The sequence below is a fragment of the Mesoplasma seiffertii ATCC 49495 genome, assembly GCF_000518725.1.
GTDB lineage: Bacteria > Bacillota_I > Bacilli_A > Mycoplasmatales > Mycoplasmataceae > Tullyiplasma > Tullyiplasma seiffertii.
In genome coordinates this window covers 18,713-42,531 of the sequence record NZ_KI912486.1, presented here as the reverse complement: position 1 = coordinate 42,531, position 23,819 = coordinate 18,713, and the positions used below count along the sequence as shown (strand labels likewise).

Annotated in this window: 21 protein-coding genes; 19 read left to right on the top strand and 2 right to left on the bottom strand. The window is 30.2% G+C overall.

The window, feature by feature from the left end; all coding sequences use genetic code 4:
- The 19 genes from prfA (at window position 1) to L872_RS04735 (ending at window position 22,221) form a co-directional block, all read left to right on the top strand.
- Window positions 1–1,095 carry a peptide chain release factor 1 gene (gene prfA / locus L872_RS0103250; protein WP_027063411.1) on the top strand — a complete coding sequence of 365 codons (1,095 nt, stop codon included), beginning with the start codon at window positions 1–3 and terminating at the stop codon, window positions 1,093–1,095.
- The gene (gene prmC / locus L872_RS0103245; RefSeq protein ID WP_027063410.1) at window positions 1,079–1,933 is read left to right on the top strand and encodes a peptide chain release factor N(5)-glutamine methyltransferase; all 855 of its coding nucleotides are present in this window, start codon (window positions 1,079–1,081) and stop codon (window positions 1,931–1,933) included. The genes prfA and prmC overlap by 17 nt, the downstream gene beginning before the upstream one ends.
- A 12-nt stretch (window positions 1,934–1,945) precedes the next feature.
- Window positions 1,946–3,469 carry a hypothetical protein gene (locus tag L872_RS0103240; RefSeq protein ID WP_027063409.1) on the top strand — a complete coding sequence of 508 codons (1,524 nt, stop codon included), beginning with the start codon at window positions 1,946–1,948 and terminating at the stop codon, window positions 3,467–3,469.
- Complete coding sequence (locus L872_RS0103235) at window positions 3,462–3,962, top strand: L-threonylcarbamoyladenylate synthase (protein ID WP_027063408.1); 501 nt, start codon at window positions 3,462–3,464, stop codon at window positions 3,960–3,962. The genes L872_RS0103240 and L872_RS0103235 overlap by 8 nt, the downstream gene beginning before the upstream one ends.
- Window positions 3,962–4,663: a hypothetical protein gene (locus L872_RS0103230; RefSeq protein ID WP_027063407.1), complete on the top strand. Its 702-nt coding sequence runs from the start codon at window positions 3,962–3,964 to the stop codon at window positions 4,661–4,663. Before L872_RS0103235 ends, L872_RS0103230 begins: the two co-directional genes overlap by 1 nt.
- Window positions 4,664–4,753: 90 nt before the next feature.
- The gene (locus tag L872_RS0103225) at window positions 4,754–5,671 is read left to right on the top strand and encodes a hypothetical protein (protein ID WP_027063406.1); all 918 of its coding nucleotides are present in this window, start codon (window positions 4,754–4,756) and stop codon (window positions 5,669–5,671) included.
- 56 nt (window positions 5,672–5,727) lie between these two features.
- Window positions 5,728–6,456 (top strand): hypothetical protein, encoded by a 729-nt coding sequence (locus L872_RS0103220; protein ID WP_027063405.1) that lies wholly within the window; start codon window positions 5,728–5,730, stop codon window positions 6,454–6,456.
- Window positions 6,440–7,981 (top strand): cardiolipin synthase, encoded by a 1,542-nt coding sequence (cls, locus tag L872_RS0103215; RefSeq protein WP_027063404.1) that lies wholly within the window; start codon window positions 6,440–6,442, stop codon window positions 7,979–7,981. The genes L872_RS0103220 and cls overlap by 17 nt, the downstream gene beginning before the upstream one ends.
- 24 nt (window positions 7,982–8,005) lie before the next feature.
- Entirely contained in the window at window positions 8,006–8,599 is a 594-nt protein-coding gene (locus tag L872_RS0103210; protein WP_027063403.1) for a hypothetical protein, read from the top strand.
- A gap of 3 nt (window positions 8,600–8,602) precedes the next feature.
- Entirely contained in the window at window positions 8,603–9,133 is a 531-nt protein-coding gene (locus L872_RS0103205) for a hypothetical protein (RefSeq protein WP_027063402.1), read from the top strand.
- A gap of 116 nt (window positions 9,134–9,249) precedes the next feature.
- The gene (gene rpsL / locus L872_RS0103200; RefSeq protein WP_027048397.1) at window positions 9,250–9,663 is read left to right on the top strand and encodes a 30S ribosomal protein S12; all 414 of its coding nucleotides are present in this window, start codon (window positions 9,250–9,252) and stop codon (window positions 9,661–9,663) included.
- A gap of 90 nt (window positions 9,664–9,753) precedes the next feature.
- The gene (rpsG, locus tag L872_RS0103195) at window positions 9,754–10,221 is read left to right on the top strand and encodes a 30S ribosomal protein S7 (RefSeq protein ID WP_027048398.1); all 468 of its coding nucleotides are present in this window, start codon (window positions 9,754–9,756) and stop codon (window positions 10,219–10,221) included.
- Window positions 10,222–10,255: 34 nt separating this feature from the next.
- A complete protein-coding gene (fusA, locus tag L872_RS0103190; RefSeq protein ID WP_027063401.1) occupies window positions 10,256–12,325 on the top strand; it encodes an elongation factor G in 2,070 nt (689 codons plus the stop codon).
- Window positions 12,326–12,466: 141 nt separating this feature from the next.
- Window positions 12,467–13,654 (top strand): elongation factor Tu, encoded by a 1,188-nt coding sequence (tuf, locus tag L872_RS0103185; protein WP_027063400.1) that lies wholly within the window; start codon window positions 12,467–12,469, stop codon window positions 13,652–13,654.
- Between the two features lie 113 nt (window positions 13,655–13,767).
- The gene (locus L872_RS0103180) at window positions 13,768–17,235 is read left to right on the top strand and encodes an ABC transporter permease (protein WP_027063399.1); all 3,468 of its coding nucleotides are present in this window, start codon (window positions 13,768–13,770) and stop codon (window positions 17,233–17,235) included.
- Between the two features lie 90 nt (window positions 17,236–17,325).
- A complete protein-coding gene (locus L872_RS0103175) occupies window positions 17,326–18,675 on the top strand; it encodes a M17 family metallopeptidase (protein ID WP_027063398.1) in 1,350 nt (449 codons plus the stop codon).
- Between the two features lie 67 nt (window positions 18,676–18,742).
- Entirely contained in the window at window positions 18,743–19,429 is a 687-nt protein-coding gene (locus L872_RS0103170; RefSeq protein ID WP_027063397.1) for a hypothetical protein, read from the top strand.
- Between the two features lie 83 nt (window positions 19,430–19,512).
- Window positions 19,513–19,797 carry a hypothetical protein gene (locus L872_RS0103165; RefSeq protein WP_027063396.1) on the top strand — a complete coding sequence of 95 codons (285 nt, stop codon included), beginning with the start codon at window positions 19,513–19,515 and terminating at the stop codon, window positions 19,795–19,797.
- A gap of 402 nt (window positions 19,798–20,199) precedes the next feature.
- Entirely contained in the window at window positions 20,200–22,221 is a 2,022-nt protein-coding gene (locus L872_RS04735) for an ABC transporter ATP-binding protein (RefSeq protein ID WP_036268976.1), read from the top strand.
- Between the two features lie 5 nt (window positions 22,222–22,226).
- Here L872_RS04735 and L872_RS0103155 read toward each other — a convergent pair whose 3' ends face one another.
- Both L872_RS0103155 and L872_RS0103150 read right to left on the bottom strand, forming a co-directional pair.
- Window positions 22,227–22,721 carry a GNAT family N-acetyltransferase gene (locus L872_RS0103155; protein ID WP_027063395.1) on the bottom strand — a complete coding sequence of 165 codons (495 nt, stop codon included), beginning with the start codon at window positions 22,719–22,721 and terminating at the stop codon, window positions 22,227–22,229.
- Between the two features lie 126 nt (window positions 22,722–22,847).
- Window positions 22,848–23,729, bottom strand: coding sequence for a Cof-type HAD-IIB family hydrolase (locus tag L872_RS0103150; protein WP_027063394.1), 882 nt, complete (start codon window positions 23,727–23,729; stop codon window positions 22,848–22,850).
- Between the last annotated feature and the right edge of the window lie 90 nt (window positions 23,730–23,819).

Here is a 23,819-nt window from a genome sequence, read left to right as displayed (position 1 = left end):
ATGAATCCTAAAACAATCGAAGCATTGGAAACAATGCAAAAAAGATTAGGCCAAATTAACCATGACTTGCAAAGTGAAGAATTATTAAAAGATATTAAAAAGTTTACAGAATTAAATAAAGAACGTGCTTCACTTGAAGAGGTTGTTGAAAAATTTGAACAATATCAGGCTGTTGTTAAAGCGATTGAAGAAGCCAAAGAAATATTAGGAAACGAAAAAGACCCTGAAATGGTGGAATTGGCAAAATTAGAGTTAGAAGAAAATACTGCTCAGTTACAACCATTAATTTCATTGATTGAAGAATTGTTGTTACCAAAAGATCCTAACGATGACAAAAACGTTATTGTTGAAATTCGTGGAGCAGCTGGTGGGGATGAAGCAAATATTTTTGCTGGTGATTTATTCAGAATGTATAAATTATATGCTGAAGAACAAAACTGAAAAATCACAGTTTTAGATGCCTCTTTATCAGAAGCTGGAGGATATTCACAAGTATCATTCATGATTAAGGGAGAACGAGTTTATTCTAAACTAAAATTTGAATCAGGAGCACACCGTGTCCAACGTGTCCCTAAAACTGAAACAAAGGGTCGAATTCAAACTTCAACTGCAACAGTCGCTGTACTACCAGAAATGACAGATGTGGAAATTGAAATTAAAACAGCTGATTTAAGAATTGATACTTATCGTGCATCAGGTGCTGGAGGTCAACATATTAATACAACTGATTCTGCGGTTCGTATTACCCATATTCCTACAGGAGTTGTAGCTGCTTCGCAAGATGGTCGTTCACAACATGATAATAAAGATATTGCAATGACAATGTTACGTGCTCGTATTCATGAAGCTGAAACTCTAAAGCAACAAGCTGAAGCTGATGCTACAAGAAAGTCAGCAGTGGGAACTGGAGCAAGATCGGAAAAAATCCGTACTTATAATTATCCACAAAATCGGGTAACCGATCACCGCGTGGGATTAACTTTAAATAAACTAGATCAAGTTATGGAAGGTAAAATTGACGAGTTCATTACTGCTCTAATTAATGAAGAACAACGTCAAAAAGTAGCTGAACAATTAAATGAGTCACAAGCCTAATTTAACAATTCGTGATTTATACTATAAATTAATAAATTTAAACATCAGCCTTAAAACAGCTGATGTTTATCAAATATTAGAGCATTTATTAAAGATGGAATATTCTGATATCATTAGTAACTTTGAAATGACCATTGAAGTTAATGAAAAGCTTTTAAATGAACTTATCAAAGAATTAGAAATGCAAAAGCCTTTAGCATATATTTTGCAACAAAAATATTTTTTTAAAAGAAAATTTACTGTTGATGAAAGAGTATTAATTCCTCGACCAGAAACTGAAATTTTAATAGAAACTGCCTTGAGATGAATTAACCATCAACAAAATATTTTGATAGCCGATATTTGCACAGGCTCAGGAGTTATTGGGATTACTCTAAATTTAGAAACTAACAATTCAGTAATTTGTACAGACATTTCTGATGCAGCGTTAGCTGTAGCCCAAATCAATAGTCAAAACTTGAAGACCCAAAATGTTAAATTTTATCAGGGAGATTTTTTAAAGCCATTAATTGAGCAAAATCTTAAAGTTAACTTGTTAGTCTCAAACCCACCCTACATAGATTATCAAGACCAAGATCTTAGTGTCAATGTCCAAAGTTTTGAACCGCATTTGGCATTATTTGCCGATAATAACGGATTGGCTTTTTATCAAACAATGATTGATAATTTAGATAAAGTAATGGATTTGAGTAAGCCTTTTGCAGTCATCATGGAGTTTGGATGAAAACAAAAAGCCGAAATTGAAAAACTTTTGAAAAATTCTCAAGTAAAAATTACATGAGAATTTGTTAGAGATTACTCAGATAATTGAAGATGTGTAATAATTACTAATGTATAGAAAGGTAATAATATGGAACAAAAACAAAAATTTAGTTTAAAAAAACGTCTGAATTTTAAAATTAATGACCAAAATGAAGATTTGAAGCGTCGTAATATTCGTTTATATTTGATGTCGTTTTGATTTGCATTTATTTTTTTAGTTACCTTATTACCTTTTTACGTGTATGTATATATTACTTTTAATAATGATGCGTTAACTTATTACTTTGAACATTATCAAGTAATTTCTCAATTTATTGATGTGCCAAGTAAGGCAACAATAATGGGAACACTATCGGGCTCATTATTATTAACTTTTTTAGTCATCGGAATGTTTATATTATTTAAACCAATAATGACATCAAGAGCAATTCGCAAAAATAGCAAATTAGCTTATTTAACAGCAATTGTTGGAGTTGGAATGCTGGTCTTGTTGTTAGCAGCACTATCACAATATTTTTATGCCGCATATCAAGATTTTTACATTTATGAATCTAAAACTGGTAGTGAAGGTAAACATGCAGCAATGGCTGAAATTAGTGATTGATATTCCAATAGAGCTGGTAAAGGAGAATTTGTTCCAAATTTTATGTGACAAACTTCAGATATTGTTTGATGAATAATGTTCCTACAAATTATGATTTTATTTTCAATTGGGATAGCATTGCAAAATATGGCTTTTGGAAATGCTAAATCAGCAGGAATTGATCGTTATGTTAAATGAATTTCTAAGAACAAAAAAATTACCGGTTCAAAATTCAAAACATTGTGAAACCGTTTGTTCAGAATTGATGACAAAACATTATCTTTATGAACAATTGTGATTACTTTGACAATTATCCTACCACAAATTATTTATATTATTTTAAGCTCAGCTTCAACAACGGGAATGGGTTCAATTGTTAATTGAACTTACAATGTTGTTAATTTAGTTGGTGATTATGAAGCAGCTCATCGTATTAATGAGTTATTTGATAGTGCATTTAAAAGTTATCAGCTAAATCCTTTATTTATTACTTCATTACCATTAATTGCTTTAGGAATTACTATTTCATCAATGTTTTTCTTTGTATCAGTAAGTATTAAAGGAGAAAACGTATCAAACCGAATTTTCATTACTCAATATATCGTGTTGTTTTTTGAATTAATTTTATTACTTTGTCTAACAACTTATTCAAAAGCTGAAATCAACCGTACAACAAATTTATGAAATCAAATTTATGCTTCGGGAGACCAAACAATTGGAATTACATTACTAAATGAAATTAAAAACGTTGTGACAAATAATGGAGAGTCAATGTATGATTGAGAACAGCTAATAGAAATGTATCCACTAAATGGTATTGATGAAGCTAACGGAACATTTGTCTGACTAGGTAAATATGGAATAATTGCAGAAGCAATTATTGTTTACTCATTTATGTTCAGCTCTTTTGGAATTTTAAGCAATGGAATATGAAAATCAGCAGAGTTCAAAAGTTATTTGAAAAAACAATTTGTTGCTAAAAGAATTGCTCGTCTTGAAGAAATTAGAAAAGGTGATAATGATGCTTAGTTCAACTCAAATTAATCAAGCAATAACTGCTTTAAAAAATAACGAAATAATTATTTTACCAACTGATACAATTTATGGACTTTCAGCAATTGTACAAACTTCAAATCAAATAAGAATTAACGAACTTAAACAAGCAGAGCCAAATAAACCACTAATTATTTTATTTTCACGTTTTGAGCAAATTGAAGATTTTGATATTTTTGATCGCAATCTTTATGAGCTGATGAATAGTCCAATTCCAACAACTGTAATTATTCAACATAATCAACAGACTTATGCTCTCCGCAAAGTCATTCGAAAAGATCTTCAAACAATCATTGATCAAGCAGGAGTAATTTATTCAACTTCAGTTAATATCCATGGACAAGAACCATTAAGAGATGAAGCAGAACTAAAACGATTTAGTGATCAAGTTAAAGTTTTTTTCGATGAACCATTATATGGAGAACCCTCAAAAATTTATAATTCTGTGACTAAGAAATGAGTTCGCTAATGGCAAAATATCAAATTGAAGACCTAAGTCAGATTTTGACTTATAATGAAAAAACTTTTGCTTACAACTTAGCAACCCCAACTGATGATCTTGATTATTATCTTGCTCAACTTATTACCGACAACTTACAAGGTGATACTTTAAATGTTCCGACAATTAGTGAAATTGTTAATCAAGTATATCCCTTCATTAACAAGCAAAGTTCAGAAATTGTGCAAAATTTAATTAATCGAACAAGACGAATTAAGGCGCTAGTGTTTCATGCAATTAATAATCAGCGCGGAGCTGAATTCCAATTTGACGAGTTAACTGAGAAAGATAAGTTTATTATTAAACTAGCTAAATCAATTGTTCATGATTTAAATAAGTTTTTATATAAATATGAAATTAAACATTCATTTTGCAACTTAGTGTTAATTAATAATGATGTTAACAACTTGTTTATTGGAACAATTGATTTTTTAGCGACTAATGGTAAAGAATGATTTTTATGTAGTTTTAAAAATAGTCGTTCAGGTTTTAATCAAAAGTATTCCGCAGAGCTTTATTTACAAAAGCAGTTAATTGAATCAAATACAAAATATAAAATTACCAAAATGTTAATTTTTAATCCCCTAGAAGAACGGGTTGTTGTTGAATCTAATATCCTTTCGAATTATGAACTTTTTAAGTTATTTGAAACCAAATTTGCACAAAAATAGAGATTTTTGAAATTTTTTATGTTTGCAAAAATACCCCATGAGTTGTATAATTTAGAAAGATTATTCAAATGAATAGTCGCTGGGGGCAATATGAACTCTTATGAATTAATTTATGATTTTAAAGAAAACAAGCACTATAATAATGAACTCTATAATATCATCAAAAAGTCTTCAAAATCTTATTTTGAAGATTGAATGTTAAAAGGCCACTGGGATGAAAATTATTATCCAATGGCGCTAATCAATGAAAAAAATGATATTGTAGCGGCTGTCTGTGTTATTAGACTTAACTTATCAATTAACGAAGTTAAATGTAATGCAATTCAAGTGGGAAGAATTTTTATTAAAGATAGTTATGAACACGATCAAGTTGATAAAAAACTTTTGGACCTTGTTGTTGAAAAATACTCAAATGTTTCTGATTTGATTTATTCATTTAGCGATTCAGAAACTGATGCTTTATTCATGAATAGTGAATTTCAAAAAGTGCAAGAATTTATTTATTACATTCCTTGAAATTCATCACTTGACACTGAAAAGACAGCAATTAAAAAACTTGATACTGATTCAATCAAAGACATTGAGTTTATTCAAGATCATATTAAACATGCAACTAAAACTCCATCAATGATTGCAACTAATGGAGATTCAAGTGTAAAACTTTATAATATATTAAAATTTTATCGTCGTAATGTGTACTATATTTCTGAAATTGATGCAGTTGTAGTATTTACAATTAATCAAGCTAAGAAACGATTTACACTAGTAGCGATTTATTCGTCTAACAAAATTGACATTATGGATATTTTGAAAATTTTAGTTCCTGATGGAATTGAAAGAGTCGAATTTATGTTTATTCCAAATTTAAATTGTGGAGTTAACATTCGGAAATTATCATTTATTGAAACACCTGAAGGCAATGTTCCATCATATTTATATATGAAAGAAATTACAACTGCCCTTGAAGGTAAAAAAATATTTTTCCCAGTTTTGGGAAGAGGAAAATAAGCTTTTTGCTTATTTTTTTTATAAAGAGATATAATTACTTAAAAGGGAGAATAAAGATGAGAATTAAACGTAATATTACAGCGCGAATTTCTTACATCAAAACTAGAAATAAAAAGTTTAATAAGTTTTTACAACGTAATGAAATTAATGACAAAGAATTTAACAACTTTTCTGTTATCGATAGTAAAAATATTCTTTTAAAAAACTTTATTCACTTGTTACGCCTGGAAGAATTAAATGAAGAAATTCAAATGGATCATATTAACTTTGTTAAAATATGTTCTCGTTATTTATTTGCCACAACAATTAAGCAAGATAATGAAGAACTAATTCAAAATTTAGAATCAACTATTTGAAAATTAGTTTTAGAAAATAACTATACTTATTTTGTAGAAAATCTTGAAGAAAAAGTTTTAATAGAGAATCAGTTTGAGTTTTCAAAAGCAGAATATAATAAGTATTTTAACTTTCATAAAATTTATGCGTTAATTGGCAATGTTTTTGCAGCACCTTTTTCAGTTAAAGAACGTAAAAGTTATTATGAGTATGGTTACTATTTAGCAATGTATTTGAATTTGCATAACTTTATTAATAAAAACTCTGTTCATGAAAATGTTGATATGTTTTTAATTAAAATACTTGTTAACAAAAAGGTCATTGAAGCAATTTCAGATATTACGCCAGATTTCTTTAACTTGTTTATTATTAAAAATAATAAGTGGATTAACCATATTAGTAGTCGAAAACTAATTAAGGAGGCTCAGGAATATGAAGAAAAAAATTAATATTTTTTTAAGTATGTCATTAATGTTTTTTGTCGTATTTTTGGGAGTAATTCTGTTAGCGGTTTTCCAAAACTGAACTTTCTCTTTAGTTTTTTTAGGAGTTTATGCAGCGTCAGTTTTATTCACAATTGTCATTATTAGAAATAAAAATCGTCGATTTGAAACTCGTTTACGATGAACAATTTTTATTATTGCAGTTCCGTTTGTTGGAATGGCTTCATATATTTTATTTGGTCGTTCATATAAATATAAAACTGATAATGAATATCGTTATAAAAACTTCAGCGAATTTGCAACTAGTCAAGACCGTGAGACATCAAGACATGCTTTAGAAACTTTAACTAAAGAATCACCTCAATATAAACGTGCCTTCGTTTTAGGAAATAATTTACAAAACGATACAATTTATGATCAAACGGATACAAAATTACTAACTAATGGGGCTGATTTTGTCGTTAGCCTTTTTAGAGATATTCAAAAAGCAGAAAAGTATATCCTATTAAATTTTTACGTTATTAAAGACGGGGAATTATTAAATAACTTAGCAGCTCTTTTAATGGCAAAAGCAGCTCAGGGTGTTAATGTATATATAATTTATGACTTTACAGGTTGTTATACTGATTTTAAATATGAAACACAAACAAAATTACAAGCAGCAGGAATTCGCTTGGTACCGTTTGCACCATTGAACTTGCCATGAATTAATTGAACTGCTAATTATCGTGATCACCGTAAAGATGTCTCAATTGATGGAAAGATTGGATATATTGGGGGTATTAATTTAAGTGACGAGTATATTAATATGAGTAGTAAATTTGGATTTTGAAATGATGCCCACGTAAGAATTGCGGGAGCAGCTGTTCAAGGAATTGAAAAAATCTTTGCTAGTGACTGAAACTTTTGTCACCGCCAACAAGAACGAATTACTGATTTAGAACCAAGTGTTGGAACATTGCATACAGTTGAAAATCATTCAAAAGATTTAGTTCAAATTGTTTCATCAGGACCAAACCATAATACACCAATGCATTTTGACTTAATGATGAGTCTAGTCAATTCTGCACAAAAACGAATTTGAATTTCATCACCGTACTTTGTGCCACCAGTTGAGTTGATTAATGCCTTATGTACAGCTGCCAAAAGTGGAATTGACGTTAAACTGGTAATTCCCGGTAAAACTGATAAAAAATTACTATTGGAGGTTTCGAAACGTTGAACTCGCCAATTATTTGAAGCAGGAGTAAGAATTTATTCAATGAATAATACTTTTAATCATACTAAGGCATATTTATTTGATGACAACATTGCTTTTATTGGATCAACAAATCTTGACTTTAGAGCGTTCTTTTCTGACCAACAAACAATGGCTTTGATCAAATCTCAGGCGTTTAATAAAGAGTTAGAAGCACGTTTCTTATGAGATTTTTCTAAATCCTTTGAATATACTTTTTTACCAAACGATGAGCTTCATTTTGGGAAGAAAACTTTAGTAGCAATGTTTAATATTATTTCGCCGTTATTGTAAAAATTGTGAGAAAGAAGAATGATTATGAACTTTAAGAAACTAATTTATCAGGCAGTTAATTCAACATATCATGATTTCAAAATGCTAAATGGTTTAAAGTTTTATAAGAACTATAAGACTTTTATCAAAAATAATCAGATCATAAGTAACTATTCGCAAATTCTTGAACTTTTAAAAGTTATCGATAACTTGCTTTCACAAGAAACAGGATTTGAAAATAATCTTGAAAAATTACAAGACTCGTTTTTATCTTGCTTAGAAATCATGGTTACGTTGGATAAATATTCAGATCTAGTGACCGTCAATAAAAATTACTTAAATAATTTCGTAGTACGCCTTTATGGAAAATACCATCAACAGTTTTTAGAATTTAAAACTCCGCAATTGACTAACTGAATAACTACAACCTTTAATGAAGGAACTGAGTTAAATAATCTAAACGAGTATTTGAAAACCTACAAGGAATTATCTGAAATTATTAAAGTAAGTTTTTTAGAATTATCAATAGAGGATAATTACGAAAAAAAGGCTTTTTTCTGAGACCTAGAAAAACACCTTCCAATTTTACAGCTGTTAATTAACTTAACAAATATGGCAATTAATCAAGGAGAAAAATAGTAGATGTTACAAGAATCATGTATTAACTGGGGGCAAATGATGTGCGAATATTTTAATGTTCGTGAATATGCTTGAAAAGACAATGCTCCAATCTATTTAGTTGAAGAAGCAAAAACAGATCAAGAACATACGCAATTTGAATTTGTGGGTGTTCGTTATTATTTGTGTGAGAAATGTTATTTAAGTTATTTAGAAATTGACAAAGACTTTTTTAAGTTCACAGAAGTAATTCATTATTCTAAAGAATTAAACTTGGATGAAGTTCCAGCATTTGCTGTTACATCCAAAAGATTTGTTAGCTTGCGTGAATGTAAAAAAGTTGTTAACGAAAATTTAAAGTTGTTTCGCTTTGATGTAGGACAACTTAAAGAACAACAAACAATGTTAAAGCAACTTAGCGAAGCCGATTATCAAAGACTTCTTGAAGAGTTCAATGATTCGCCATTAAAAATTAATGGTCGTGAAGCGATGAATATTTCATTAGCAGAACGATTAAAAATTATTGACTTGCTTTTAGAACACCTTACTAAATAATCTTTTTAAAGGGATTATTTTTTTCGTGAAAAACTATTTGTCTTAAATTTTATTTGATATATAATATATATTGTGTGAGTTCGATACACACGGCAATGTGAAAGGAGGAATATTCTATGCCTACAATTAACCAATTAGTAAAAACTAACCGTAAAGCTAAAACTTGAAAAACTAAAGCACCTGCCTTAAACCGTGGGGTAAATACTTTAAAGAAAAAAGTTACTAAAGTTTCAGCTCCACAAAAAAGAGGGGTATGTACTCGTGTTGCTACAATGACACCTAAAAAACCCAACTCAGCGTTACGTAAATACGCTCGTGTTAGATTAACAAACGGAATGGAAGTAAATGCATACATCCCAGGAGAAGGACACAACTTACAAGAACACAGTGTTGTCTTAATCAGAGGAGGACGTGTTAAAGATTTACCAGGGGTACGTTACCACGTTATTCGTGGAACTTTAGATACTCAAGCTGTAAATAAACGTATGCAATCTCGTTCATTATACGGAGCTAAAAGACCTAAAAAATAATTTTATAAATTATTAAATCAAACTATTAATGTCGTGAAAAAACGAACCACAATAGTATCACAACAATAAAAAAAGAAAGGGGACACAATCATGCGTAAAAATAGAGCTGAAAAAAGAGACGTTTTACCAGATCCAGTGTATAACTCAAAATTAGTTACACGTGCTATCAACAAAATTATGTTAGATGGTAGAAGAGGAACTGCTCAAGGAATTATCTATGAAGCATTCGATCTTATTAAAGAAAAAACTGGTGAAAATCCAATTGATGTTTTCAATAAAGCAATTACAAATATTGAGCCACATTTAGAATTAAAAGTTCGTCGTATCGGGGGAGCTAACTATCAAGTACCAGTTGAAGTTTCAGACGAAAGAAAAGTTACTTTGGCATTACGTTGATTAATTAACTATGCAAGACTTAGAAATGAAAAAGTTATGACAGTTAAATTAGCAAACGAAATTATCGATGCATCAAACAACATGGGTGGATCAGTTAAAAAACGTGAAGATACACACAAAATGGCAGAAGCTAATAAAGCATTTGCACACTACCGTTGATAATTATCAATCAGAAATATTAGAATAGGAGAAAATTATGTCAAGACAATATAGTTTAAAAGACACTCGTAACATTGGGATTATGGCCCATATTGATGCGGGTAAAACTACAACTACTGAACGTATCTTATTCCATACAGGTAAAATCCACAAAATTGGAGAAACTCATGAGGGTGCTTCACAAATGGACTGAATGGCTCAAGAACAAGAACGTGGTATTACTATTACTTCAGCTGCGACTACTGCTCACTGAAAAGATCACCGATTCAACATTATTGATACTCCTGGACACGTAGACTTCACTGTTGAAGTTGAACGTTCATTAAGAGTTCTTGATGGAGCAGTTGCTGTTCTTGATGGTCAGTCAGGAGTTGAACCTCAAACTGAAACTGTTTGAAGACAAGCAACAACTTACCGTGTTCCACGTATTGTTTTTGTTAACAAAATGGACAAAACAGGGGCTGACTTTATTTATTCAGTTAAATCAATTGGAGACCGTTTAGGGGCAAAAGCTGCACCAATTCAATTACCAATTGGAGCTGAAGAAAACTTTTCAGGAATTATTGACTTAGTTGAAATGAAAGCATGACACTTTGATGGTAAAGCTGATGAAATTGCTCAAGAAATTGAAATTCCAGCAGAATTACTAGAACAAGCTCAAGACTTAAGAAATCAATTAGTTGAAACTGCTGTTGAATATGATGAAGAATTAATGATGAAATTCTTAGATGGTGAAGAAATTACTATTCCAGAATTAAAATCTGCAATTCGTAAAGGGGTAATTGGAGCTGAATTTTTCCCAGTTTTAGCTGGATCAGCTTTCAAAAACAAAGGGGTTAAATTATTATTAGACGCCGTTGTTGATTACTTACCTTCACCATTAGATGTACCTGCAATTAAAGGGGTATTACCAAATGGAGAAGAATCAGAAAGACATGCTGATGATAATGAACCATTCTCAGCTTTAGCATTTAAAGTTATGACAGACCCATTTGTAGGGAAATTAACATTCTTCCGTGTATACTCAGGTGTACTTGAAAAAGGAAGTTATGTATTGAACTCAACAAAAGGTCAAAAAGAACGTGTTGGACGTATTTTACAAATGCATGCTAACAACCGTACAGAAATTGAAGTTGTTTATGCTGGGGATATCGCTGCAGCTGTAGGATTAAAAAATACTACAACTGGAGATACTTTAGTTGATGAAAAACACGAAATTATCTTAGAATCAATGGTTTTCCCAGAACCAGTTATTCAATTAGCTTTAGAACCAAAAACTAAAGCTGATCAAGAAAAAATGGGAATTGCTTTAAACAAACTATCAGAAGAAGATCCAACTTTTAGAACTTATACTGATGAAGAAACAGGACAAACAATTATTGCCGGAATGGGTGAATTACACTTAGACATTATTGTTGACCGTATGAGACGTGAATTTAACGTTGAAACAAACGTTGGAGCACCTCAAGTTTCTTACCGTGAAACAGTTAAACAACCAGCAAAAGCTGACGGTAAATATGTTAAACAATCAGGAGGACGTGGATCATATGGTCACGTTGTTATTGAATTCGAACCAAACCATGAAAAAGGGTTTGAATGAGTTGACAAAATTACTGGAGGACGTGTTTCAAAAGAATATATCAATGCTGCACGTACTGGTTTAGAAAATGCTTTACAAAATGGTATTTTAGCTGGATTCCCAATGATTGACGTTAAAGCAACAATCGTTGATGGATCAATGCATGATGTCGATTCAAATGAAATGGCTTATAAAATTGCTGCTTCAATGGCTTTAAAAGAAGCTGTTAAAAAAATGAACCCAGTTATTTTAGAACCAATCATGAACGTTGAAGTTACTGTTCCTGATGAATACTACGGAGATGTAATGGGAAACATTTCATCTAAACGTGGATTAATTGAAGGATCAGAACAAAGAGGAAACGCTCAAACAATTAAATCAAAAGTTCCATTAACAGAAATGTTTGGATACGCAACAGAATTACGTTCATTTACACAAGGACGTGGAAACTATACAATGATTTTTAGTCATTATGCTGAAGCACCTAAATCAGTTGCTGAAGAAATTATTAAGAAATCAGGAAAATAGTTTTTTAAAAAACTCAAATCTGTTTAAAATATATTAAAATTATATTATTAAGCAGTCGCCCCTACGGGGGCGGTAAAGGTACTAGAAAGTAAATCTAATACCGCTATATTAATTTAAAAGAATTAAAAGGAGACCAAAAATATGGCAAAAGAATTATTCGACCGTAGTTTACCTCACGTTAACATTGGGACAATTGGACACGTTGACCACGGTAAAACTACTTTAACTGCTGCAATTACTAAAGTATTAGCAGAACAAGGTGGAGCAGAATTCAAAGATTACGCAAACATCGATAACGCACCTGAAGAAAGAGAACGTGGAATTACAATTAATACATCTCACGTTGAATACAAAACAGCAAACAGACACTACGCACACGTAGACTGTCCTGGACACGCCGATTATGTTAAAAACATGATTACAGGAGCTGCTCAAATGGATGGAGCTATCTTAGTAGTAGCTGCAACTGATGGGCCAATGCCTCAAACAAGAGAACACATCTTACTTTCAAGACAAGTTGGAGTACCAAAAATCGTTGTTTTCTTAAACAAATGTGACATGGTTGATGATGAAGAAATGATCGACTTAGTTGAAATGGAAGTTAGAGATTTATTATCTGCTTACGAATTTGACGGAGATGGAGCACCAGTTATCCGTGGATCAGCTTTAGGAGCATTAAATGGTGATGCTAAATGAGTTGGAGCAATTAATGAATTAATGGCTGCAGTTGATGAATACATCCCAACACCAACTAGAGATGCTGACAAAACTTTCTTAATGCCAGTTGAAGACGTATTCACAATTACAGGACGTGGAACAGTTGCTACTGGACGTGTTGAACGTGGAACAGTTAAAGTTAACGAAGAAGTTGAAATCGTTGGATTACACGAAGATGCAACTAAAACAGTTGTTACTGGATTAGAAATGTTTAGAAAATTATTAGACTTTGCTGCTGCAGGGGATAATGTTGGAGCATTACTACGTGGAGTTGACCGTGATACTATTGAACGTGGACAAGTTTTAGCTAAACCTGGAACAATTAAACCACATACAAAATTAAAAGCATCAGTTTATGCTTTAACATCTGAAGAAGGTGGACGTCATAAACCATTCTTTAACAATTACCGTCCTCAATTCTACTTCCGTACAACTGACGTAACTGGAGAAGTTACTTTACCAGCTGGAACAGACATGGTTATGCCTGGAGACAACGTTGAATTAGAAGTAACATTAATTAAACCTGTTGCGATTGAAGAAGGAACAAAATTCTCAATCCGTGAAGGTGGAAGAACAATTGGAGCTGGAACAGTTATTGGAGTTATTGCTTAATAACCTTTCACAATTGAAATTGTTATAACAAAAAGGCTTTGTGCCTTTTTTTATTTGCTAAAAACCTTTAAAATCTTACTAATAAATAAATTAACAATTATGAAAGGGCAATTATGAAACTTAAATTATTATTAAAACAATCTTTAAATGACTTTTGAAGTAAAAAAGTTTTATACCTTTCATTTACGTTATTCTTATCAATTGCCTTGTCATTGGTTTTGGGGTTGTTTTCGTTTATTACATATTTTAGTGGTATCAGTAATAAAATTTTAGGTGACCACAATCACAATATTCATTTGCAAAATAAGTTTAGAGTTGCCAAACAAGGAACAAAGTTGGAAAAAACTGCCAACCTTTGAATTGATGAAGAAAATCAAGTTAGAGATTATGTTTTTAATATTCTTGATGAAGCAAAGTTTTTTGAAAACTCTCAGCTTAAAGGCGATTATCAAACCACTGAGTCTCAAAAAGCTTTAGCAGCAGACTTTGTTGACCTTGAAGGGGTTACACCTAGTTGGACATATATTTATCAGGATCAAGAAATTCTTGACAGGTATCAAGATTTGACATTGTCAAGAATCAGCGATTTACGTCTTTTAAGTCGAAACTTTTTGGTTAATTCTAGTAGAATATCAAATAACTTAATTACCAAGTTTTTTTATCACCGTTATAATGATCAATTTAATAGGACGGGATTTTCTGATTCTTATGGAACATTGAACTATGACATAACAACTAAGCCTATTGCCAAAGCTTCAGCATTGGGAGTCAAAGTTACGGCAAATCATCGTGAATGATTTGCTGATGAAACAGCATATGAGCAGGCTCAAAAACATTTTCAATTAAATTCAATGAATGATATTTATATTGAAAGTGAAATCGATTTTAACTCCTTGGATGAAGCCCAAAAGCTTGCCTTAGATGAAGGAAGATTTGTGTATATGTCTCCAAAATATTTCAAAGAGCAAGGATACAAAGTTGGAGAATTTATTAAGTTGCGAACAAACACTAATAAAACTACTAGTTTTTTAATTGCAGGAACAGCAATGGATCGTTTTTCAATTGTTAAAAAAAGTGATCAAGCGGCAGCAAACTTAGAGGGATATTTATATATGTCTGCTCAAGGTTATGAACGAAATTATCCGACACTATCTTATGGATGAAATCAGATGTTTTTTTATGATGCTGATAATAATATTGGTAATCATGCTCAAATAATTATTGAATCAGATATTAATCATATTTTTAAAAATTCTTTAAATTCTAAAATTGTTTTGTCATTTAATGATCAATACAAGGATTGAAGTTCGCCGTTTGTAACAAGACAAGCCTTAACTATTATGTCGCTTATGTGTTATAGCGTTGGGGGCTTAGTAGTTTTGTTAACAATTTTGGTGTTTTTCTTTATTACTGACCAATTCATCAAAATGCAACGTCAGACACTGTTTTTCTTAAAGTCATTAGGTGAAAGAAAAATTAAGTTAGCATTGTTAACGACATTTGCTGTCTTAATCCCCTTAATACTTGCGTTAGCAGTTTCTTTATTAGGAGCAATTTTGGTAAACGCTTTTATGACAAATGCAGTGGCGTCATCGTATTTAATTGCTTTTCCCAAGTTAAGTTTAAATTTAGCAATGTTGTTGGGAACAAGTGCTTTAATTTTAATTTTATTATTGGCTTTCTTTGCCATTAACTTATGAATCATAAACGGTAAAACACTTACTTTAGCAGGAATGAATCTTGTAAAAACTCCAGCCCCGATTGTTATGAAAATCAAATCCAACTTACCGTTAATTTCAAGTAAGGCAAGAATTGGATTATCATTTGCAATTAAAAATGTTTATAAAAATATGGTGACGTTTGTAATCTTGACATTAAGTTTTACTGTAATCTTATTTTCAATTCAGTTTAATCAATCAGTTGATTACGCTTCAAAAATTGGAGTCATCCATAATGCTCCGTATAAGTCAGTGAAATATTCAACTGAAGAAGAAATTTTTTATAGTCCCAATTATAATGAAACCTATGGTCTGAATTATTCTACAGAAGTTATTCATGACTTAACAGATTTACATTCAATTGATAGTATTGACGAGTTTATTCAAATTAGTTTGGCATCGATTGTTAACGCTGATATTACAAATCCTTTGACTACAGATATTAGCAAGTATTATTTATCTGCTCAGGCGATTAATCAGGTAGTTAATTTAAATGAAGAAAAACTCGATAAAAAAATAATCAGTATAATTGCCAATTATCCTAAACTGGCAAAGCTTTACGAAAGCAAGCGATCAACAATTATGGATTCTTTTAAAATTTTTAAAGAACAAGTTGATAAGATTGTAGAAAGTTTAAAATTAACTGGAAGTAAACAATTAGATCTTAATATATTATTTGGAAAGAATTATGTTCCGTTAGATAGCCGTAGTTATTGAACTAATGGGGCTAGTTTAACAGGTGAAAAGCAAGACTGAATTATTGGTCAAGGTGCGTCAAGAAAACGTCAAGATAGTTATCAATTTGCTTTGCCAGAAGTGTCTAAGAAACCTTCATCAATATCAATTTTAGACATGTCTGAAGAATTACATTTAACTCAAGAAAATAAAAAAATGGGAAAAACTTTGGATGTTGAAGTTTCTTTAAGACTAGCAAAAGAATTTAATTATCGTGTAGGGAATTATATTAATTTTAGTATGGACGGTATCTATGATGATTTGGGTCAGCCAATTTCGATTCCAGCTAGAATCGTTAATATTCAAAAAACTGAAGTTGCCAAGCCAATTGTGTACTTTGATAAGGATGACTACTTATTAATGGTGAAAGAAGTTTTAATTAGGCAACTTCAAGATCAACAACGAGAAGCAGTTTTAGCATTAGCAAGAGTTACAGACTTAATTGAAAAATCAAAAGTTGATAGTACAGGAACGTTTTTAAATAATACGGTATTTTCAAAAACAAATTTGCCATGAAATATTCAATATATTACGCTTCCCAAAATTAATAATCTTCAACTAAGAAATGATTTAAAGATTGAAGAATCAAGCGATTATAAAAACTTTGGGAGAAGTGTAGTCAACTATTATGATAAAGAAACATTAACTCAATACTTTGGGAGTTTTGCTAAAAACACGATTGTTTATCCAATAATGCAACAACGAATTAAGGAAAGCGCCCAAGAGTACACAAAAATTATGGAAAGATTTTCTTATATTGCAATTGCTATTACAATCTCAATTTCAATTATTGTGGTAATGCTGATTTTATTAGAGAACCGTCAAATAATTTTATTATTCAAGGCAATGGGGTATCGATCAAAAGAAGTCAATACTTACTTAGTTGGAGGTTATATTCTTTCAGGGATTTTAGCTTTATCTGTTAGCTTTGTAATATCGACTTCCTTAATAGGAATTGCTTCACCGATCATACAACAAGCAATTTCAGTTACTTTAGTCTTTGTATGGTCAACCCAATTAGTAGTGACCGGAATTATTATGCTAATGTTTTTTGTAATTTTAGTAATATCATCAATTATTGGATATACTAAAAAACAACATCCTAAAGATGCTTTTTCAACATTGTAAAAAGTTTAAAAGTTTGCAACACCAGAAACCTTATATTAAAAATGACAAAGTGATATAATAAATATCAATAAGTAGAAAAGGGGTAATAATATGATTACTTTAAACCAAAAACACGAAGAACTAACATTAGTAGCGATTAATGGAGAACAAGCTCCTAAATTTGTAGTTGCTAATGAAGGGGCAACAACTTTAATTGCTAATGAAAATAAAATTTACTTAGTATTAAAACCAGGAAACGCTAATCCTAGAAAACAAGTTATTAACGCATTAACAAAATTTGTTGGGTCAAATAAATACAACGTAAACGTTGATTTTGATTCAATTTTAAAAGTAACAGGGGTAGATAAAATTGAATTATTTAACACTGTTGTTGAAACACTTTCATTTGTTTCTCATAAACAAGTTAACTTTAAAAAAGACAAAGATACTACAGATGTAATTTACAACATCGTAAGTGCTGAAGATTTTGGTAAGACTTTTGAAATGGCAAAAATTAAAACTGAATTCATCAACTTTGCTCGTGACTTACAAGATACACCACCAAACTTAGGAACTGCTGTTGATTTAGCAGACAAAATTGCTGACGCAGCTAAGGAAATCAAAAACTTAAAAGTTACTGTTTTAACTAAAAAAGATATTGAAAAATTAGGAATGGGATTATTACTTTCTGTTAACGCTGGATCAAGTGTTGAACCAAGAGTAGTTGTTGCTGAATATGTTGGTGACGAATCAAAACCTAAAACAGCTTTAGTTGGAAAAGGAATTACTTTCGATTCTGGAGGTTATAACTTAAAACCTTCACAATTTATGGAAGGAATGAAATTTGATATGTCTGGAGCAGCAATCATGCTATCAACAGTTATGGCATTAGCTAAAGCTGAGGCAAAAACAAATGTTGTTGCTGTAGGATGTTTTACTGACAACCGTATTGGAGCAACTGCAACATTGCCTGAATCAGTAATTACTTCAATGAATGGATTAACTGTAGAAATCAATAACACTGATGCTGAAGGGCGTTTAGTATTAGCTGATGGAATTACATATGCAATTCGTGAAAAACATGCTACAAGAGTTATTGAAGCATCAACATTAACTGGAGCAATTACTATTGCTTTAGGACATTGAGCAACAGGAACATTTACTCATGATGACGCATTATGACAAGAACTTGAAGGAATTTCAAAATTCACAGGTGAGCAATTATGAAGAATGCCAATTTTCCCTGAGCATTTAGAAAAAGTTAAAAAAGACACAGTTATTGCTGATTTAACTAATGCAGCTAAAGGAAGAGAAGCTGGTTCTTCAACTGCAGCAGCCTTCTTAAATGAATTTGCTGAAGGTAAGCCTTTTGTACACTTAGATATCGCTGGAACAGCTGATATTGCTGAACGTGGAACTGGAGTAATGTTAAAAACTTTATTCGAAATGTTAAATAAATAATAAAAATTAAGCACTCGTAAGAGTGTTTTTATTTGTTAAAATTAGAGTAATAGTAAAGAGGTACATTATGAAATTTAAAAATTGAAGCTTTTATTTGGCAAACGACTTATTAGATGTAGAAGGAAACTCATTAATTAAAGGAGAATTTATTTTAGTTTGTTTACGCCCGGACATATTAAAACCCAACCGAATTTTAGGATTTGGAATTGAAAAAGAATTAGGAACTACTAAAGTAGTTGATTTGCAAAATCGTATTTTAACAGATCAAAATGTAGCTGATATATTTACAAATAAAATAGGGGTTGTTGAAGCATCAACAATTAAGGAATTAATTATCAAAGACGAAAATATGTCATTAACTCCCATTAGAGAAGAAAACATTAAAACAATTATTGATACATACAATGTTTTTGTTAAGGCTGAAGTTATCGAATTTGATTCAAATGAATTTGATACAGTTGATAAACTAGAAGCTGCAAATGAAAAATTTACTGAACTAAATTTAAAATCAATGTCAATTAATCAACTACTAAATACAATTAATTCAGGAATGAATGATTACTATGGAAAACTAAATGAACTACGTAATCCCCAAATTTCGGAAACTGAAAAAATTCAAAAGACTTTAAATTTATCTACTTTACAAGGAAATTTAATTTTATTCTTTGAAGAAACTTTACGTAAAATGGATGGTTTAATTGGAAAACAACATGAAGAAATTATCGAATTGAAAAAACAAATTGAGAAAAAGTAATTTTTTAGAACTTATTTTTTAAATAATTTTCAAAATTAGCAGAGTTTTGCTAATTTTTTTATTTGCTTAAAAGTTCATTTTTTTTGCCAATTTTTAGAAGTATTAAATACTTTTATTGCTTCTTTTATTCTTCAAGGAAGAACTTTTCAGGTGGTTATTTATGATCAGTTCCTGCAGATCTTGTATGATCAAATTTAATTGCTTATAAATATGGAACTAATGGATTTCATAGATTTCAATTAGATGAGTTTACTACTAATGATATTTATTTAGACGGATACATTGCCAAAAATGAGCATGAACCAATGGATAGTGCCCTTATTTATTCGGGTGATAAACAAAAAAATATGACAGTTTGCGAATTTTAAATATTCAAAGTGGCTTAAACTTGTATGATAACTAATGTCTCTGAAAGAAAATAAAAGAATTTCATTAGAACAATCTACAAAAATAAAAAACTACATAAGCTGAAATTATGATATTAAATATAAGTAAACAAATTTAAATAACGTTATTAATGAAAAAGATTTTGATAACTCTAAAAATTACACAATTTATACTCAAATATATAAAATAAAAGAATATGTAAATTCTTTTGAATAGTAGATTTTACAGCTATTTTTCTTTTAAAAATTTGGCCTTTTTCAATTTGTTTTGAAAAAAGGCTTTTTTTTTTTTTTTGTGTAATCTCAATAAGAGGAACCGCTATTCAAATTTAAAATAACCAACTCAATAGTTCTATTTTAAAATAAGGTTATCAAAGGAGAATTATGAGAGCTATACAAAACACATCAACAAGTTTACCTAAAAATAAAGATTTTACTGAAAGTTTAAAACTGCGATCTAAAGGATTTTGGAGCTTGTGATTTCATTACTGAGTTAAACATCGTATTAAGGCCTTTTTTTGTGTTCTGTTTATTTTCCTAGTGTCAGCTTTTTCGGTCTTTAATATTTTTATAGCTCAACAGATTACAGCAATTTTAACAGCTGAGTCGCTAATTAATACATTAAATAATAAAGAGTTGCTTGCTTTAATTATTGGTCATTATGTTAATGATCCAGATATTTATCAAGCATTGATAAATTTTTTAAACTCTCAACAACAATCGCTAGACTATCAAGTAATTAATCAAATTTTAAATATTTTTTATTTTTCTTTTATTTATTATGATGGCTCACAAATTACCACAATGTTTTTAGGAATGGATATTTCAAGAATGCAATGAATCTACATTTTGATATCAAACATTGTTTTCTTAATTTTATTTATGTATGCAGCTTATTCATTGTGTGGGTTAATTAGTGAAGAAGTCCACACTGATTTAAAAAATAAATTAATAGCATCATTACTTCTTAAAAATATCGATTTTTATGAAAATCGTACAAGCTCTGAATTGATCGAAATTATTACAAAAGATTCCAAAAATATTTCTGATCAATTTAAAGTCGCTCCAATCATTATTATTTATATGATTTTTGCTTCTCTAGGAGCACTTGGAATGTTGTTCTATATTGATATGATTGTGACCTCATTAATGATTGGGTTAATGTTAATTATTTTTTGTATATTACTTTTAGTAGTATTCTTAATTGCAAATCCCGTTAAACAAAGTCTTCAAAATCGCTCAAAAACTGATGCTAAAATTGTTGAAAAAATTTTAGCAATTCGTTTAATTAAAACAAGTGGAACTTGAAATGAAGAAATTAATAATTTTCAAACTAACAACAATCAGTTAAATCAGTATGATAAAAAACTAAATTTTGGAATCTCAATTATTCCCGCCATTGTTGTTGGTGCGGTAGGATGTTTAGCATTGTCATCAATTGTTTTTGGAGTCTTTGTTTACAATCAAGACACAACAAAATTAATTACTGTATTTTCGTCATTTACAGCTGGAGTTATTGTTATGATTACACCAATTTTCCAATTAAATACAATTTTGCAAAGTATTAATACCACAAATAATTCGGCAAAAAACATTAGTGATATTTGCGATACCAATAATGAACAATCTATGGAAACTTCTTTAGCAAATGATAATGCAAAAATTAATATTGAAAAACTTAGTTTCAAAAACGTTAGTTTTGCTTATCCAAATAACCCAGAAAAACCTATTATTAAAAACTTAACAATTAAGTTTGAACAAAATAAAACCTATGCCTTTGTTGGACCTTCAGGATGTGGTAAATCAACAGTTACAAAATTGTTATTAAAATTTTATAAAAACTATGAAGGAAAAATTATTGTTAATGGTGACCAAGACTTAAATGCTATTGATACTAAAACTTGAGTTGATAGTATTGGATATGTTGATCAAGAGCCTCAGATTTTATCAGGAACAGTTTTAGAAAATATTTTATATGCTAAAAAAACAGCCACAACAGCTGAAGTAATTAGTGCTTGTAAAAAAGCAAGTATTCATGAATTAATAATGAGTTGACCAGATCGTTACAATACAGTTTTATCAGAACAAGGGTCACAATTATCTGGAGGGCAAAAACAACGTTTGGTAATTGCAAGAATGTTTTTAAAAAACCCGAGTTTATTAATTTTAGATGAAGCAACGAGTGCCCTTGATAATATTTCCGAACAAGAGATTATTAAAGAATTAAATAAATTGTTTGTTGGGAAAACCGTTATTACAGTTGCCCACCGTTTAAATACTGTTAAAAATTATGATCAAATATTTGTTTTTAACGCTCATCAGGAAATTGCTCAACAAGGAACATTTGAAGAGCTTATCAAGATGGAAGGATTATTTAGAGAGCTTTATTTAATTGAAAATAGTTAACAAAATTAAAAATCTTTTTTAAATACATCATGTTCAATTGATAAACCATCATATTCTTTAAAAATTGAATGAGTTTTTTCAAAGTGATTTTTCAAAAAAACTTTTTTTGAAGCGTAGTTATCAGTTTTGATTAATGCATATACGGTTTTTAAGCGATATTTTGTTTTAGCAATTTCTAAGAAGTCTTTAACCATTTGTGAGGCATAACCTTGATTTCAAAATTTAGGATTTACGATGCACCCAATTTCATAAATAGCTTCTCCTGAAACGTGTTGAATAGTAATTCCACCCTGACCGACTATTTGTTGAGTTAGAGGATTAATTGCTAGGAAATATCCTAAATCACGATCTTGATAACGAATTTTTTGGCGCTCAATTCATGCTGAAACATCAGGCAAAGTAAACGTAATATTTCAAGCTTTAACAATTTCAGGATTTATCAACATTGCTGCAATTGCTTCAAAATCGGTTGGATTCATTTTACGATAAGTTAGTTTCATAAAGTTTAGGTCTCCATTAAAATGTAATTCTAGTTCACTAAAAAGATTATAGCAATTGCAAATGGTAAAAGATAAGAAGTAAAAAAATCTAAAAACGAGGTTACTAGTGAACCTCGTTTTTAGATTTTACATTTCGTTTCCAATTAACAATTGTTCAAGATATTGTCCCAAACCACCTTCGTCATTAGTTTTATATGTAATTCCGTTAGCCACAAATTTTAAAGCATCCGCACCGTTTTTCATAGCTACTCCATGACCCACTTTTTGAATCATTTCAAAATCATTTAATTGATCTCCAAAAGCAACTACATCGCGTAAGTCTTGATTATAGTATTGCGCTAAAATATCAGCAGCAAACCCTTTAGAAGCATTTTTGTTAGTTAAGGTAATCACAGGTTTTTCAGATGTGCTAACGACTCCATATAAAATATCACTTTGAATTTTAACAGCGTCTTGATATTTTCCTAAAACACGAAGAACACGATTTTTATAAGAATTATCTTTTAGCTTTAAAACAATATTTGTTGAAGGACCTTTTCATTCTGTATAAGGACTTCCAACAATTAAAGGTTCGTTTAAGCTATCACGTAAATCAGATAAATGGAAAAACTCATCCAAGTCTTTGTCCTCTTTTCAAATTAAAGTTTTATCATAATACTCGATTAAAATATTTTCTACAGAATTGGCAATATTAGGTTCGTTAATGATTGCTTGAATAATTTCATTATTAATTGCTAAGACAATACGCTTAAATTCTTTTTTGTAAGGATCGTGAATATGAGCACCATCAAAGTTGCACAATAAAGTTGTTAATTCAAGTTCTTCATAAATATGTTTAATTGCTCGGAATGGTCGTCCGGTTACAATACAAACTTTATGACCATCAGCTGAAGCTTTCATTAAAGCCGATTTTGTTAGCGGATGAATCTTATCATCTTTGTTCATTAATGTAGTTCCATCTAAGTCAATCATAATCAAACGCTTGCGGTCCAAATTTTTTAGTTTCATAATAATATCCTTTCATGATTCTTTCATGTAGAATAATTTTCTCACATTTAATAAATGAAAATGGTATCTATTTGTGGAAAAACCGGTTTT